Source organism: Aquaticitalea lipolytica (assembly GCF_014641635.1).
In the GTDB taxonomy this organism is placed as follows: Bacteria; Bacteroidota; Bacteroidia; order Flavobacteriales; family Flavobacteriaceae; genus Aquaticitalea; species Aquaticitalea lipolytica.
In genome coordinates this window covers 106,050-122,089 of the sequence record NZ_BMIC01000003.1, presented here as the reverse complement: position 1 = coordinate 122,089, position 16,040 = coordinate 106,050, and the positions used below count along the sequence as shown (strand labels likewise).

Annotated in this window: 13 protein-coding genes; 10 read left to right on the top strand and 3 right to left on the bottom strand. The window is 31.8% G+C overall.

The features are described from left to right. Window positions 1–35 precede the first annotated feature (35 nt). From IEW41_RS09420 to IEW41_RS09375, 10 genes are all read left to right on the top strand, one after another. Entirely contained in the window at window positions 36–2,240 is a 2,205-nt protein-coding gene (locus tag IEW41_RS09420) for a RelA/SpoT family protein (RefSeq protein WP_188606105.1), read from the top strand. 28 nt (window positions 2,241–2,268) lie between these two features. Next, entirely contained in the window at window positions 2,269–2,721 is a 453-nt protein-coding gene (locus tag IEW41_RS09415; RefSeq protein WP_188606104.1) for a Fur family transcriptional regulator, read from the top strand. 9 nt (window positions 2,722–2,730) lie between these two features. After that, window positions 2,731–4,002 carry an adenylosuccinate synthase gene (locus IEW41_RS09410; protein WP_188606103.1) on the top strand — a complete coding sequence of 424 codons (1,272 nt, stop codon included), beginning with the start codon at window positions 2,731–2,733 and terminating at the stop codon, window positions 4,000–4,002. Between the two features lie 147 nt (window positions 4,003–4,149). Next, complete coding sequence (locus tag IEW41_RS09405) at window positions 4,150–6,261, top strand: OstA-like protein (protein ID WP_229660205.1); 2,112 nt, start codon at window positions 4,150–4,152, stop codon at window positions 6,259–6,261. Further along, window positions 6,261–7,472, top strand: a complete 1,212-nt coding sequence (locus IEW41_RS09400) for an aspartate aminotransferase family protein (RefSeq protein ID WP_188606102.1) — start codon at window positions 6,261–6,263, stop codon at window positions 7,470–7,472. The genes IEW41_RS09405 and IEW41_RS09400 overlap by 1 nt, the downstream gene beginning before the upstream one ends. A 140-nt stretch (window positions 7,473–7,612) precedes the next feature. After that, complete coding sequence (locus IEW41_RS09395; RefSeq protein WP_188606101.1) at window positions 7,613–9,025, top strand: tetratricopeptide repeat protein; 1,413 nt, start codon at window positions 7,613–7,615, stop codon at window positions 9,023–9,025. A gap of 37 nt (window positions 9,026–9,062) precedes the next feature. Further along, window positions 9,063–9,983: a polyprenyl-phosphate transporter gene (locus tag IEW41_RS09390; RefSeq protein ID WP_188606100.1), complete on the top strand. Its 921-nt coding sequence runs from the start codon at window positions 9,063–9,065 to the stop codon at window positions 9,981–9,983. Window position 9,984: 1 nt separating this feature from the next. Then, window positions 9,985–11,004: a DUF368 domain-containing protein gene (locus tag IEW41_RS09385; protein WP_188606099.1), complete on the top strand. Its 1,020-nt coding sequence runs from the start codon at window positions 9,985–9,987 to the stop codon at window positions 11,002–11,004. After that, window positions 10,997–11,734, top strand: coding sequence for a shikimate dehydrogenase family protein (locus IEW41_RS09380; RefSeq protein ID WP_188606098.1), 738 nt, complete (start codon window positions 10,997–10,999; stop codon window positions 11,732–11,734). Before IEW41_RS09385 ends, IEW41_RS09380 begins: the two co-directional genes overlap by 8 nt. A 94-nt stretch (window positions 11,735–11,828) precedes the next feature. Beyond that, window positions 11,829–13,859 carry a DUF349 domain-containing protein gene (locus IEW41_RS09375; RefSeq protein WP_188606097.1) on the top strand — a complete coding sequence of 677 codons (2,031 nt, stop codon included), beginning with the start codon at window positions 11,829–11,831 and terminating at the stop codon, window positions 13,857–13,859. Window positions 13,860–14,047: 188 nt separating this feature from the next. Here IEW41_RS09375 and mazG read toward each other — a convergent pair whose 3' ends face one another. From mazG to def, 3 genes are all read right to left on the bottom strand, one after another. Next, window positions 14,048–14,824 (bottom strand): nucleoside triphosphate pyrophosphohydrolase, encoded by a 777-nt coding sequence (gene mazG, locus IEW41_RS09370; protein WP_188606096.1) that lies wholly within the window; start codon window positions 14,822–14,824, stop codon window positions 14,048–14,050. A gap of 100 nt (window positions 14,825–14,924) precedes the next feature. Then, entirely contained in the window at window positions 14,925–15,362 is a 438-nt protein-coding gene (locus IEW41_RS09365) for a DUF5606 family protein (RefSeq protein ID WP_188606095.1), read from the bottom strand. 55 nt (window positions 15,363–15,417) lie between these two features. Beyond that, window positions 15,418–16,008, bottom strand: a complete 591-nt coding sequence (gene def, locus IEW41_RS09360; protein WP_188606094.1) for a peptide deformylase — start codon at window positions 16,006–16,008, stop codon at window positions 15,418–15,420. Between the last annotated feature and the right edge of the window lie 32 nt (window positions 16,009–16,040).

Sequence of the window (16,040 nt, the reverse complement as noted above, 5' to 3'; positions counted from 1 at the left end):
TGCCAATTAATTTTCTTTGTCTTACTTTTAAGTTTATGACAGATGTAGAGCTAGAAAAAGAGAATGCAGCCATTGCCAAGGCTTATAAAAAGCTACTTAAAGTAAGTTATCAAACCCTTACCAAAGACGATAAAAAATTAATACGTAGTGCTTTTGATGTTGCTGTCGATGCACACAAAGACCAACGTCGTAAATCTGGCGAGGCTTACATATTTCATCCTATTGCTGTAGCAACAATCGTAGCTTCAGAAATTGGATTGGATGCAACTTGTATTGCAGCTGCCTTACTACATGATGTGGTTGAAGACAACCCAAATTATACACTAGACGACATTGAACGTTTATTTGGTAAAACCATAGCCAGAATTGTTGATGGGCTTACCAAAATAGCATCGCTAAATAAAGACATGGATGTATCTGCACAAGCAGAAAACTTCCGCAAAATGTTACTTACACTTAATGACGATGTAAGGGTTATTATTATAAAAATTGCAGACCGACTTCATAATATGCAAACTATGGAATCGATGCAACCAGACAAGCAAGTTAAAATAGCATCAGAAACCTTATACATTTATGCGCCTTTAGCACATCGTATTGGTTTGTATAACATTAAAACCGAACTTGAAGATTTAGGTTTAAAATATACCGAACCTGATGTTTACAACGACATACTTAACAAAATAAAAGAAAGTAAGGAAGAGCAAGATGCTTACATTAGAGATTTCTCTAAAGTTATTGTAGACTCGCTTAACAATGAAGGTTTAAATTACGATATAAAAGGACGTCCAAAATCGATTTACTCCATTAGAAGAAAAATGCTAAAACAAGGCGTTTCTTTTGATGAAGTTTATGACAAGTTTGCGGTTAGAATTATTTATAAATCCGATTTAGCAAACGAAAAGTTTCTGGCTTGGAAAATTTATTCTATAGTTACTGATCATTTTATTCCAAACCCAATTCGACTTCGCGATTGGATTTCATCACCAAAATCAACAGGTTATGAAGCCTTGCATATTACTGTAATGGGACCAAAAGGACGTTGGGTTGAAGTTCAAATTCGAAGTGAGCGCATGAACGAAATTGCCGAAAAAGGATATGCTGCGCATTATAAATACAAACAAGGTAATCAGGAAGATGCATTAGATACTTGGGTTGACAAGCTGCAAGAAGCTTTAGAAAACAACGAGATGAATGCAGTAGATTTTGTTGAGCAGTTTAAACTCAACCTCTACTCTAAAGAAATATTTGTATTCTCACCAAAAGGCGATTTAAAATCGTTACCAAAAGGTGCTACGCCTTTAGATTTTGCTTTTAGCGTTCATACCGAAGTTGGTATGAAAACTCGTGGTGCAAAAGTTAATGGTAAATTGGTTCCGCTGAGTCATGAGTTACAAAGTGGTGACCAAGTTGAAATACTAACATCTGAAAACGCTAAACCTAATCAAAACTGGTTAGACTATGCTACAACATCTAGAGCGCGAAGTAAAATAAAATCGTCGTTAAAAGATGAAAAGAAACTGGTTGCTGAAGATGGTAAAGAGCTTTTACGCAGAAAACTAAAACAACTTAAAATAACCCTCGATGATAAATCTATCAACGAAATGGTGGTTTATTTTAAACTAAAAACAAGTCTCGATTTATTTTATAGAGCTGGTGTTGGTACTATTGACAATACTATGCTTAAAGAGTTTGCAAACTCGCGTAGTAATGCGTTTATGACTTACATTAAAAGTAAAATTCGTAAACCTTCAGTAGCTCCAGATATTGACAAAGATGAGATTACTGCAAAATACGATTTGCTCGTTTTTGGTAAAGAAGAAGAAAAACTAGATTATAAATTATCTGCATGCTGTAACCCTATTCCTGGTGATGAAGTGTTTGGGTTTTTAACCATTAACGAAGGCATAAAAGTTCATAAAAAAAATTGCCCAAATGCATTAAGTCTTCAATCCAACTATGCATATCGTATTATGAAAGCAAAATGGATTGATTCGTCACAACAAGAATTTGCTGCACAAATTACCTTATCTGGAATTGATAATTTAGGATTGGTAAACAATATCACTAAAGTAATTTCTTCCAATATGCATGTTAATATGAAAAGTATTAGCTTTCAAAGTGATGATGGTGTCTTTTCAGGAAAAATAAACGTTATTGTTACCAACAATACCATGCTTAAGAAGTTAATGGACAATCTTAAAAAAATTAATGGTATAGATAAGGTGACAAGAGTTTAAAATTTGTGTAAATTTGCAACTTGAAATTATGAGTGTAAAAACAGAACATAGTAATCAGGAAATTGTAAAAAATGTATTTACAAAATTTCTTGAAGACAAAGGACATCGAAAAACACCAGAACGTTACGCTATTCTACAGGAAATCTACGATAGTGAAGAACATTTTGATATAGAATCGCTCTACATCAAAATGAAAAACAAAAACTATCGTGTAAGTCGTGCAACACTTTACAATACCATCGAATTATTATTAGAATGTGCATTGGTTCGCAAACATCAGTTTGGACAAAATCAGGCTCATTATGAAAAATCGTATTTCGATAAACAACACGACCACGTCATTCTTACAGACACTGGTGAAGTTATTGAATTTTGTGATCCACGAATTCAAACCATAAAAAAGACAATTGAAGAAGTGTTCGATATTTCAATTACAAATCACTCACTATACTTTTACGGAACAAAAAATAAACCTAATTAAATATTTACAATGGCAGTAGATTTACTACTTGGACTACAATGGGGAGACGAAGGCAAAGGAAAAATTGTTGACGTTCTTACCTCTAAATACAACATTATTGCACGTTTTCAAGGTGGCCCAAATGCAGGACACACTTTGGTTTTTAACGGAAAAAAGCATGTACTTCATACAATTCCATCTGGAATTTTTCATGAAGGCAAAGCTAATTTAGTTGGTAATGGTGTAGTAATCGATCCTGTCATCTTTAAAAAAGAACTCGATAAGCTTGAAGAGCAAAATGTCGATTATAGAAAATCGCTTTTAATTTCTCGTAAAGCACATATCATTTTACCAACACATCGTTTGTTAGATGCTGCTAGTGAAGCTTCAAAAGGAAAAGCGAAAATTGGTTCTACTCTAAAAGGAATTGGTCCAACGTATATGGACAAAACTGGCAGAAATGGTATTAGAGTTGGTGATATTGAGTTAGCAGATTGGAAAGATAAATATCGTGCATTAGCTGATAAACATGAAGCAATGATTGCGTTTTACAATGTAGATGTACAATATGATTTACAAGAATTAGAAACTGAGTTTTTTGCGTCTATAGAAACTTTAAAATCGTTACAATTTATCGATTCTGAAGAATACTTACACCAAGCTCAAAAACGTGGTGAATCTATTTTAGCAGAAGGTGCTCAAGGATCGCTTTTAGATATCGATTTTGGAACCTATCCTTTTGTAACATCATCAAATACTACAGCTGCTGGTGCTTGTACTGGTTTAGGTATTGCTCCAAACAGAATTGGTGAAGTTTTCGGAATTTTTAAAGCTTATACAACAAGAGTTGGTTCTGGGCCTTTCCCAACCGAATTATTTGATGAAGCAGGAGAAACAATGGGACGTGTTGGTAACGAATTTGGTGCTACAACAGGTCGAGCACGACGTTGTGGTTGGTTAGACCTTGTTGCTTTACGTTATGCTTGTCAGGTTAATGGTGTTACACAACTTATAATGATGAAAGGCGATGTGCTTTCAGGTTTTAAAACTTTAAAAGTATGTACATCATACAAATATAAAGGTAAAGAAATCAAACATTTACCATTTAATATAGAAGAGCAAAACGTAACTCCTATTTATACTGAAATGAAAGGTTGGCAAGCCGATTTAACAGAAATGACAGAAGCGTCACAAATGCCAAAACCATTAGTTGAATACATAGAGTTTTTAGAAAAAGAATTAGAGATACCTATTACAATTGTTTCTGTTGGACCAGACAGAAAACAAACAATTGTAAGATAAATTATAAAAGTCCTGTTTTAATAAAACAGGACTTTACTGTTAAAACTTTTGTTAACTCATAATAATGCCTGATTAATATAGTTATTTTTGAAACAAATTAACAACACCTTGAAAGCATTACAATATCTTTTACTTCTACTATTCTGTTTGAGTTTCACTACGATTACGTTAGCTCAAAAATCAAAAAAAATTCAGATAGAATACGCAGGATTTGCAAATTCTGATAGTCTTTTAGGTAAAGGAGTAACTGTATTTACAAGAGATAATTCTCAACAAGTACATTTTATACATGAAGGTATTAATATGTGGTGTGATAAAGCTGTGTATTACGAAAAAGATGATTTTATTGAAGCCTACAGCAATGTTATAATGCAACAAGGCGACACTATTAACATGAATGCTAAATATGTTGAATATAGTGGTAAAACACAATTAGCCTTTGCAAGTGGTAATGTTCTTTTACGTGAACCAAAATCTACACTATCTACAGACACATTATACTTTGACAGAACAAAACAGCAAGCTTTTTACAAAAGTAGAGGTCAGGTTGTAAGAGATTCTTCTGGAACAATTACTAGCCAGATTGGTCGCTATTATATGCAAAACAAAAAGTATCAGTTTGTTAATGATGTTGTACTTGTTAACCCAGAATACACCTTAAAAACAAATCGACTCGATTTTTATACCGAAACTGGTCACGCCTTTTTATTCGGTCCATCAACTATTGTAGGAGAAGAAAGTGAAATTTATTGTGAACGTGGCTTTTATGATACCAAAAATGATACAGGCTATTTTGTAAAAAAATCTAAAATTAATTACGAAAATCGTGTTTTTGAAGGCGATAGCATGTATTTTGATAGGAAGATTAGTTTTGCGTCTGCCACAAATAACATTAAAGTAACAGATACAGTTAACAACAGTATAGTAAAAGGACATTATGCCGAAGTTTGGCGAGCCAAAGATTCAGTATTTATTACTAAACGAGCTTTAGCAATTACAGTTCAAGAACGAGATTCGATTTACATGCATAGCGATACAATTATGGTTACAGGTAAACCTGAGCATCGCATAACAAGAGCATATTATAACGCTAAAGTTTATAAAAGCGATTTAAGTGGTAAAGCCGACTCTATTCATGCTGACCATAAAACTGGATTAACACGTTTAATTAATCTAGCACGTTTTTCGTCTACAGATGCATTTAGCACTAAACGAAATCCAATACTCTGGAATCTTGGTAATCAAATGACAGGAGATACAATTCACTTAATATCCAACCCAAAAACAGAACAGCTAGACTCCTTGCTCGTATTCAATAATGCGTTTCTCATAAGTAAAGACACTTTAGGAACTGGTTTTAATCAGGTAAAAGGACAACAGTTAATTGGCTTATTTAAGGACAATAAACTAAGTACTGTTGATATTATTAAAAATGCTGAAGTTGTATATTTTTCTCGTGATGGGCAAAATGAATTAGTAGGCATTAATAAATCTAAATCTGGTAGTATACATATGGAAATTACCGAAAATAAGATTGATGAAATTCGTTTGATTAATCAAGTTGAAGGTAACTTATATCCAGAATCTAAATTTCCAGAAAACGCTCGGAAGTTAAGAGGATTTGATTGGCGAGATGAAGAACGACCACAAAGTGTTGAAGATTTATTTAAAGATGATCCTCCTTTAGAATTACCAGTTATAAAAGGATTAGATGAATATGTCCCTCAGGAAGAATTTTTTGATGAAGATTTGCTACAACGTGTAGAAGCAGCAAAAAATAAAGATGCTAAAAAAGATGAAGTTAATAAAGCATCTAGAAATATTCCTGAAAACAACAATACACTACCTTTCAATAGTGATATTAGCAATAGTGGCTGGCAAAAAATTGATATTTCTATTAAACCAAATAAAGAGATAGACCCTAAAGGAAAAAAAACAGCTAAAACTGTTACTGGAACTGGAACTGGTGATGGCTATCTTAACTTTGTTGTCTTTAAAAAGTCAAAAAGTTTAGAATGGTCTTTATGGCTAAAAGGCAGTGGGACAATTAGAATTGCTATTCAGGAAAATGGAGGTGATTACACAATATATAGCACTAAAGAAATAAATCTAACAGGCGAATGGGAAAAACACACTATTGTTTCAAACCCAGAAGGTGATAGCAATTTTCCTAGATGTTTAATCTACGATATTCAATCTTCAGATACCTTTAGTATTTGGGGATCAGAATTAATCGAACTTACAAAAAAAGATAATTAATGTTATCTGAAGATTTTTTAAAATATCAAGCACAAACAACGCCACATCCTTTGGCAATGGAGATTTCTCATGCCGAAGGTTGCTATATCTATGATACTAATAATAAAGCTTATTTAGATTTTGTTGCTGGAGTTTCAGCTTGTAGTTTAGGTCATAAACATCCGAAAGTTGTTAAGGCAATAAAAAAGCAGTTAGACAAGTATCTTCACGTAATGGTTTATGGTGAATATATACAAGAACCAGCCGTTGAGCTTACTAAATTATTGGCTAAACATTTACCAGAATCGTTAGAAACCACTTACTTAACCAACTCAGGCACAGAAGCTATTGAAGGCGCTTTAAAATTAGCTAGACGAGCCACAGGAAGAAGTCAAATAATCGCTGCAAAGCACGCATATCATGGCAATACTATGGGCTCAATGAGTGTTATGGGTTATGAAGAACGCAAACAAGCTTTCAGACCATTAGTTCCAGATATTCAATTTATCACTTTTAATAATTGTGATGATTTAAATCTAATAACAAGAAAAACTGCTGCAGTAATTTTAGAAACCATACAAGGTGGAGCTGGTTTTATTGAACCAAATCAAAACTATCTAGCTAAGGTAAGAACACGATGTGACGAGGTTGGAGCATTATTAATTTTAGATGAAATTCAACCAGGAATAGGCAGAACTGGAAAACTATTTGGGTTTGAACATTACAATTGTGTTCCAGACATATTGGTGACTGGAAAAGGACTTGGAGGCGGAATGCCAATTGGTGCATTTACAGCTTCAAAAGCCATGATGTCTACTTTAAAAGACAATCCTAAATTAGGACATATAACCACCTTTGGTGGTCATCCAGTAATTGCTGCTGCTGCACTTGCAACAGTAAAAGAAATTACTGAAAGCAAATTAATGCCTCAAGCATTAGAAAAAGAACAACTTTTTAGGCAACATTTAGTGCATCCACTAATTGAAGATATTCGTGGAAAAGGATTAATGCTTGCTGCCATTTTACCATCTGAAGACCTTGTAAATGAGGTCATTTTAAAGTGTCAAAATCAAGGATTAATTCTGTTTTGGCTGCTTTTTGAACCTAAAGCAATCCGAATTACGCCTCCTCTAACCATTACAAATGAAGAAATTATTAAAGGTTGTGAGTTGATTATCCAAGTTTTAGACACAATTTACCAGAAACAAAAAGCTACAAACAAAACCATATAATACTGTCTATCAGTGTTTAAAATAAATTACCTCAAGTTTAAATTCAACTGTTAATTACTTTGTTGAAAACATTAGCGCTAAAAACTTCAATTTCATAACGATAACAGTAAATTTATTTCAAGGAACAATAAAATGTGCTTATGGAGTTCAGTCAGCATGACGACAACGACAATTTTTCGCTAACCAAATTTGAATCGATGCTAAAAACAAACAATGTTTTGTTTTTCGATTCTAGTGAATTTGAAAATATCATTCAACACTATTTAGAAATTGGAAAAATTGCTTTAGCTAAAAAAGCAATTAAAATGGGATTAGAACAGCATCCAACTTCTGTAAACCTCAAACTATTTCAAGTAGAAATTTATGTGCTAGAAGACAAACTGCAGCAAGCAGATAAGCTACTGGATGCATTATATGTTATTGAGCCTTCAAATGAAGAAATATATATTCAAAAAGCTAGTATACTTTCAAAAAGAGATGAACATCAAAAAGCAATTGACACGTTAATGATTGCTTTAAAGCTTACTGAAAATGATGATGACGATGCCGATTTATATGCCTTAATTGGTATGGAGTATTTGTTTATGGATCAATTTGAAAACGCTAAAGATTATTTTATAAAATGTTTAGAGCTGGATATGGAAGATTATTCAGCATTATATAATATTATTTACTGTTTTGATTTCTTAAATCTAAATTCTGAAGCTATAGACTTCTTAAATCGTTATTTGGATAAAAATCCATATTGCGAAGTTGCATGGCACCAATTAGGAAGACAATACTTTTCGCTTAAAGATTTTCAAAAAGCTTTAGCCGCTTTTGAATTTGCTATAATTTCTGATGATAGTTTTGTTGGTGCATACTTAGAAAAAGGGAAAGTTTTAGAGAAGCTTAAAAAGTACGAAGAAGCTATAGAAAACTATAAAATTACACTAACCTTAGACGAGCCAACATCATTTGCTTTATTAAGAATTGGTAATTGTCATGAAAAACTAAATCAGCATGATTTAGCATTACAGTATTATTACAAAACAGTACATGAAGATCCGCTTTTAGATAAAGGCTGGATTGCAATAACTAAGTTTTATAACAAAAAGAGAAACTATCAAAAAGCATTATTTTATATCAATAAAGCTATAAATATTGATTGTGATAATGTCATATATTGGAAATTGTATGCACAAATTAATCATCGATTAAACTTCCTTGAAGAAGCTGAAAGAGGTTACAAAAAAACCTTAGATTTGGGCAATTATGAATTATCTACATGGCTATCAAGAGCTGATATTTTAATTCGATTAGGCGAACCTGAAGCTAGTGCATTAAACCTTATTCAAGCAGCCGAATTTTATCCTGAAACAGCTGAAATAGAATTCAGACTTGCTGGTATTTATTACACTCTTTTAGAAACAGAAAAAGGATTTTATCATCTTAAAAACGGATTATTACTAAACTCTGAGTTTGACTTTATAATTGAAGAGCTTTTTCCTTTAATAGCTTCACAAAAATCTATTCAAGATATTATTTTAAATTCTAAAAAGCAGTCGAGCTAAAAAATACATATCTTTACTTTCTTATTAAGATAAAAAAATGCAAAGACGCTTATTAGACTACGCAGTCATCTCCCTTAAAGGTGTTGCAATGGGAGCAGCAGATGCTGTTCCAGGAGTTTCTGGAGGAACCATTGCCTTTATTTCAGGTATTTATGAAGAGTTAATTAAAACCATAAGTGGTGTTAATCTATCGTTATTTAAAACCTTAAAAAAAGAAGGTTTTTCAGCATTTTGGGCTCAACTTAATGGTAACTTTATTGTAGCATTATTATCTGGTATTATTATTAGCTACGTATCATTTATGCGTTTAGCTAAATATCTTATAGAAAATCACCCAATTCTTATCTGGTCATTCTTTTTTGGGCTTATTGTAGCCAGCATATTTTTTGTAGGCAAACAAATAAACAAATGGAATGCAGGTGTTGTAGTGTCAATAATTCTTGGTGCATTAGCAGCTTATTATATTACAACATTACCAACAATGGCAGATAATAACAGTTCTCTTTTTTTATTTTTTGCTGGTGCATTGGCAATTTGCGCCATGATACTTCCTGGAATTTCCGGATCGTTTATATTGGTAATTTTAGGAGCATATAAAACTTTAAGTGACGCTCTACATGATTTTGATGTAAAAAAAATTGCCATTTTCACTTTTGGTGCTATAGTAGGTTTATTAAGTTTTAGTCATATTTTAAAATGGCTATTTAAGCATTATCATAACATAACATTAGCATTACTTACTGGCTTTATTTTTGGATCATTAAATAAAATTTGGCCTTGGAAAGAAGTAGTAACTTGGCAAACAACTTCAGATGGCATTAAAACTCCACTAGTTGAAAAAAGTATATCTCCTTTTACATTCGATGGCAATCCACAAATTACTTATGCTATTATCTTAATGGTTGTAGGATTTTTAACTATTTTTATACTTGAAAAAATAGGCTCCAAAAAGCAATAAAATGCAAAGTACCAGAACATTTACAGACAGATTATTCTTGTTTTTTAAAGGACTTGGAATGGGAGCTGCTAATAAAGTGCCTGGTGTTTCTGGTGGTGTTGTAGCGTTTGTTGCAGGCTTTTATGAAGAGTTTATATACTCGCTTCAAAAAGTAAATAAAACGGCTTTTAAACTCTTGTTTAACGGTCGTTATAAAAGTTTCTTTAATTATGTAAATGGTCGCTTTTTAGGTATTCTTTTTTTAGGAATGGTAGTGAGCTATTTTAGTGTTTCTAAAGTGCTTGATTATTTTTTAACGCATTATGAACTATATGTTTGGAGTACTTTTTTTGGAATGATAATAGGCTCTATTTACTATATCAATAAAGATTTTAAAGATTGGAATTACAAAACAATAACTTCATTAGCAATAGGTATTATTATTGGAGTGAGTATTAGTTTTTTAGATCCTGCAAAAGAAAACGACAATCTTTGGTTTGTGTTTTTTTGTGGTATTATTAGTGTTTCGGGCATGACACTTCCAGGCTTTTCAGGCTCTTTTATACTTATACTACTTGGTAATTACGTTTTACTTTTGGTAGACTCAGTTAATGCGCTTTCTGATACATTTTATGATATAATAAGTGGTAATTTTGATTTTATTCGTAATAGTGAACGGTTGCAAATGCTTAAAGTTTTAGCTGTATTTACATTAGGCTCTGTAGTAGGATTAGTAACATTTTCACATGTAATTAGCTATATATTAAAACATTATAAAAACATAACAATATCTGCAATAATTGGTTTTATAATTGGGTCTTTGGGTGTTGTTTGGCCTTGGAAAGAAACCATCTATAAAACATCTGAGCAAGGTGAATTTTTATACGACTCTACAGGCAAAAAAATAGTTTCAAATTACACCCGATTTATTCCTGAATTAAATAGCGAAACATTTCTGGCAATTGCGTATATTGTATTAGGAATTCTAATCGTTTTAGCTTTAGAATGGTATGGACACAAAACAAAAAAAGTAAATGCCTAAGTTAGGATTGATAGGAAAAGATATTTCGTATTCATTTTCAAAAGCCTATTTCACGACTAAATTTGAAAATGAAGAACTCCCATTTTTTTACGAAAATTTTGATATTAAGGATATTTCTCAATTTAAAAATGTTCTCAAAAACAACCCAGATTTACTAGGCTTAAATGTTACTATCCCTTATAAAGAACAAATAATTCCATATTTAGACAGTTTAAGCAAAAGAGCTGAAAAAATCGGAGCTGTAAATACTATAAAAATTGCTTCAGACAAAACCTTAAAAGGCTATAATACTGATTATTACGGATTCAAAAAGTCTATAAAACCCTTCTTGAAACCTCATCATAAAAAAGCTTTAATATTAGGAACTGGAGGCGCATCAAAAGCAATTGCATACACTTTAGAGAGATTAAATATTCAATTTGATTACGTTTCTAGAACATCAAACACAAAAGCTAAATTCACCTATGATGACCTCAACGAAACCATCATTAGTAGTTATCCTATTATAATAAATTGCACACCAATTGGCACACATCCAAAAGTAAATGAGTGCCCAAACATACCATATGATGGTATTACTAAAGATCATCTTCTTTTTGACCTCATTTACAACCCAATACAAACAAAGTTTTTAATTTGCGGAGAAATTAAAGGCGCAACTACCTGTAATGGATATTCTATGCTAGAATTTCAGGCAGAAAAAGCATGGAAAATTTGGGGAAAAGGCTAAAATAGGCTCAAAATCGACTTTCTCTTTTGTAATCTAACGTCTTGTTAGTATATTTAACTTTTTAAGTATTATACGAACCTAAACATTGAAACAAATGTCAAAGCAAGATAACCTGCAAGAAGCAGATGGAAATGAAGAAATAAATATTACAGAGCTTAATTCGGAATCTGAAACATCTGAAAACCAAAATGATGCACAAGAAGATGCTGTTGAAGAGGTTAATGAAGTAGAAAACGAAATTGAGGCAAGTGATGATTCTGCAAACGAAGAATCTGTTACAGAAGATGAAGAACCTGTAGCTGAAAAAAGTGATGCAAAGCAAACTAAAGCAGATAATCATGTTGATGAAATTGATGAAGCTAATGCAGAAGACGCAGAAGACGAAGACAATACAGACAGACATAATTTAGAAGACAAGGATTATCACGCTATGTCAATGGAAAAATTGACAGAAGAGTTTGAGTGGCTCCTAAAGAACAAAAAAATTCAAACTATAAAATCTCATGTCGATGAGATAAAATCAGAATTCAACTCCAAATTTTCTGAAATTCTTGAAGAGAAAAAGGAAGAATTTTTAGCAGATGGAGGTAATGAAATAGACTTCTACTACTCTAGCCCATTAAAAAAACAATTCAATAGTTTATTTAAAGATTACAGAAATAACCTTAACGCTTATTACAAAACTTTAGAGACTAATCTTAAAGCAAATCTTGAAAAGCGTTTAGAAATTATCGAAGAAATTAAAGGCTTAATAAATGTAGAAGAAAACATTAATACAACTTATAAGCACTTTAAGGATTTACAAGAACAATGGCGTAATGCAGGACCAATTCCAAGAGACAAATACAACAATGCTTGGAATACTTACCATCATCACGTTGAAATTTTTTACGACTTTTTACATCTAAATCGCGATTTACGTGATATGGATTTTAAACATAACTTAGATCAAAAACTAAAAATTATTGAGCGTGCTGAAGAATTAGCACAAGACGATAATACAAATCGTTCTTTTAGAGAATTGCAAGTTCTACACAAAATGTGGAAAGAAGATTTAGGACCAGTTGACAGAGAACATCGTGAGGCAATTTGGGAGCGTTTTAGTAATGCAACAAAAACAATTCATGATAAGCGTCAAGCTTACTATGCTGATGTTGATAAGGCTCAAGAAGCAAATCTAGAAAAGAAAGAACTTATCATTTCTAAAATTGAAGAAATAGCAAAAGACGATGGTAATACTCACCAAACTTGGCAGAAAAAAATAAAAGCAATTGAAGCGTTGCGAGAAGATTTCTTTAAAGCTGGAAAAGTGCCTTTAAAAGTAAACGAGGCAACTTGGGCAAAATTTAAAGCAGTTGTTAGAACATTCAATAAAAAGAAAAATAACTTTTATAAAAGTTTAAAAAAGGATCAGTATACCAATCTGCAGAAAAAATTAGATCTTATTAAAATTGCAGAGGATAATAAAGATAGCGATGACTATGAGACTGTAACGCCTTTAATGAAGAAAATCCAAAATGATTGGAAGCAAATTGGTCATGTACCAAGAAAAGACAGTGATAAAATATGGAAACAATTTAAAGCTGCCTGCAATCATTATTTTGACAAATTACATGCCGAAAGAAAAGCTGAAAACAAGGTAGAGTTTGAAGCCTTTGATAAAAAAGCTAAACTTTTAGATAGCTTAAAAGAACTTAAACTAAGCGGAAAGGCAGAGCAAGATGTTGAAACCCTTAAACAAAAAATTGAAGAGTGGAAAAACATTGGCAATGTACCACAGAATAAACGCTTTATTGAAGGTAAATTCAATAAAACTATAGATGGATTGTTCAGCAGTTTAAAAATGGACAAAACTGAGGTTGAAATGATAAAATTTGAGAATAAACTTGATAATTTATCACAACCAGATGATACTCGTCTATTAGACAACGAACACAATTTTATTCGTAAAAAAATTGACGAAGTAAAAGGTGAAATTAATCAGTTGGAAAACAATCTTCAGTTTTTTACAAACATAGACGAAACTAACCCTTTAGTAAAAGATGTGCTTAACAATATTGAAAATCACAAAAACAATCTTGCTCTTTGGGAAGAAAAGTTTAGAAAACTTAAGGAACTGTATTAAATAATAAAATCCTATCTGCAAAAACAGATAGGATTTTACCCCTAACTAAACTAAATTTTAATCTTAACCTATACCGCTTAAAATACAATTAAGATTACCTACTTATGATAATGAAACTTAAAGTTAAAGTTTCTATATTCTATATACGTACTAAGACCTAATTTTGGATGTCGGCAATGAAAATATTTTTACACTTTTTTTGCTTCTTCCCAAAAAACATCCATTTCAGATAAGGTCATTTCAGATAAAGGTTTATTTAATTCGTTAGATTTTGATTCTAAATACTGAAATCTTTTTATGAATTTTTTATTGGTTCGCTCGAGCGCATTTTCTGGGTTTATTTTCAAAAAACGTGCATAATTAATTAAAGAAAACAGTACATCACCAAACTCACTTTCAATTTTATCTTGGTCTCCTGAGGCTACCTCTGTTTTTAACTCTTGCAACTCCTCCTCTACTTTTTCATATACCTGATGAGGCTCTTCCCAATCAAAACCTACTCCAGCTGCTTTATCTTGTATACGATTAGCTTTAACCATAGCAGGTAAACTTTTTGGAACTCCTTGTAGCACACTAGTTTTTCCTTTCTCTTTGAGTTTTATTTTCTCCCAATTACGCTTAACATCGTCTTCATTTTCAACTTTAACATCTCCATAAATATGTGGATGACGCTCAATAAGTTTGTCACAAATACTATTACAAACATCGGCAATATCAAAGCTATTAGTTTCACTACCTATTCGTGAATAAAATACAATATGTAATAAAACGTCTCCTAACTCCTTTTTAACCTCATCTAAATCTTTATCAAGAATAGCGTCACCAAGTTCATAAACCTCTTCAATGGTTAAATGACGTAGTGTTTCCATGGTTTGCTTTTTATCCCAAGGACATTGCTCTCGCAACTCGTCCATGATTATTAGCAAACGTTCAAAAGCTTTAAGTTGTTGGGTTTTGTCAGCCATAATTTTGATATCTACACCTCAAAAATACAACTAATAGTAGACCTCAAAAAGATATAAGACTATCTTTCTGTAAACAATTTATGAACTAAAATAAATGAATTTATTCTTCCTCAGAAGAAGTTTCAGTAGATGCTGCTTTTTTTGTTTCGTCCAGCGCACTTAACAAATCGTGTTGTTGTAATAAATTATACCATTGTACAATTTTTTTAATGTCGCTAGCATAAACTCTATCTTCATCATAATCTGGCAATACATCAAAGAAATACTCTTCTAATATATCTTTAGAATCTTTATGACTAATTGATGTTGGTTTACCTTCTTCTTTAGTTTTTATCTTTTTAAAAACTTCACGTAAAGGCAATTCTTCAGTTAAGGTGTAAACAGCAATTTCACTTAAAACACTTACGTTACTATGCGCATTTACTGTAATACGTTTTTTATCTAATAATGATTCTGCAACAAAACCGCTTCTTGTTGGTGTTACAACTTTATATAAACCTGGCTTTCCAGAAATTGATAAAATCTTATCTAAACTCATAAATTATATTTTGAAGTTGGCAAATATAAGTTTTTGCCTCACTTATGTTTGTTTTTTAACGTTTCTTTTTCATTGAAGGAAATCGCATTCTGTAATCTACATCTATATTTCCTTTGGATATATTTGCTAACCTACTTTTTATTAAACGTTTTTTTAATGTAGAAAGTTTGTCTGTAAACAAAATACCTTCAATATGATCGTATTCATGTTGAATTACTCGTGCAATTAAACCATCAAACTCTTCAGTATGCGTATTAAAGTTTTCGTCTTGGTATTCTATTTTTATTTTAGGTTTTCTAAACACATCTTCGCGTACATCTGGAATACTTAAACAACCTTCATTAAAAGCCCACTCATCACCAGTTTCCTCTAAAATTTTAGCGTTAATAAAGGTTCTTTTAAAATTTTTAAGTTGCTCTTGCTCTTCTTTAGTAAAATCTTTGTCTTCAGAAAAAGGTTCTGTATCTACTAAAAACAAACGAATTGGCAGACCTATTTGTGGCGCTGCTAAACCAACACCATAAGCACCATACATAGTCTCGTACATATTTGCTAAAAGCTCATCTAATTTTGGATAATCTTTAGAAATGTCTTCCGCTTTTTTTCTTAAAACAGCGTCACCATAAGCAACAATAGGTAAAATCATGAATTTATTTATTTTTCAGATGCAAAAATACA

Coding starts and splice junctions, on each gene's coding strand:
- IEW41_RS09365 (WP_188606095.1), bottom strand. CDS start 15,362: ATGAGTTTAGATAAGATTTTATCAATTTCTGGAAAGCCAGGTTTATAT.
- IEW41_RS09385 (WP_188606099.1), top strand. CDS start 9,985: ATGCAAAGTACCAGAACATTTACAGACAGATTATTCTTGTTTTTTAAA.
- IEW41_RS09400 (WP_188606102.1), top strand. CDS start 6,261: ATGTTATCTGAAGATTTTTTAAAATATCAAGCACAAACAACGCCACAT.
- IEW41_RS09395 (WP_188606101.1), top strand. CDS start 7,613: ATGGAGTTCAGTCAGCATGACGACAACGACAATTTTTCGCTAACCAAA.
- def (WP_188606094.1), bottom strand. CDS start 16,008: ATGATTTTACCTATTGTTGCTTATGGTGACGCTGTTTTAAGAAAAAAA.
- mazG (WP_188606096.1), bottom strand. CDS start 14,824: ATGGCTGACAAAACCCAACAACTTAAAGCTTTTGAACGTTTGCTAATA.
- IEW41_RS09420 (WP_188606105.1), top strand. CDS start 36: ATGACAGATGTAGAGCTAGAAAAAGAGAATGCAGCCATTGCCAAGGCT.
- IEW41_RS09380 (WP_188606098.1), top strand. CDS start 10,997: ATGCCTAAGTTAGGATTGATAGGAAAAGATATTTCGTATTCATTTTCA.
- IEW41_RS09410 (WP_188606103.1), top strand. CDS start 2,731: ATGGCAGTAGATTTACTACTTGGACTACAATGGGGAGACGAAGGCAAA.
- IEW41_RS09390 (WP_188606100.1), top strand. CDS start 9,063: ATGCAAAGACGCTTATTAGACTACGCAGTCATCTCCCTTAAAGGTGTT.
- IEW41_RS09415 (WP_188606104.1), top strand. CDS start 2,269: ATGAGTGTAAAAACAGAACATAGTAATCAGGAAATTGTAAAAAATGTA.
- IEW41_RS09375 (WP_188606097.1), top strand. CDS start 11,829: ATGTCAAAGCAAGATAACCTGCAAGAAGCAGATGGAAATGAAGAAATA.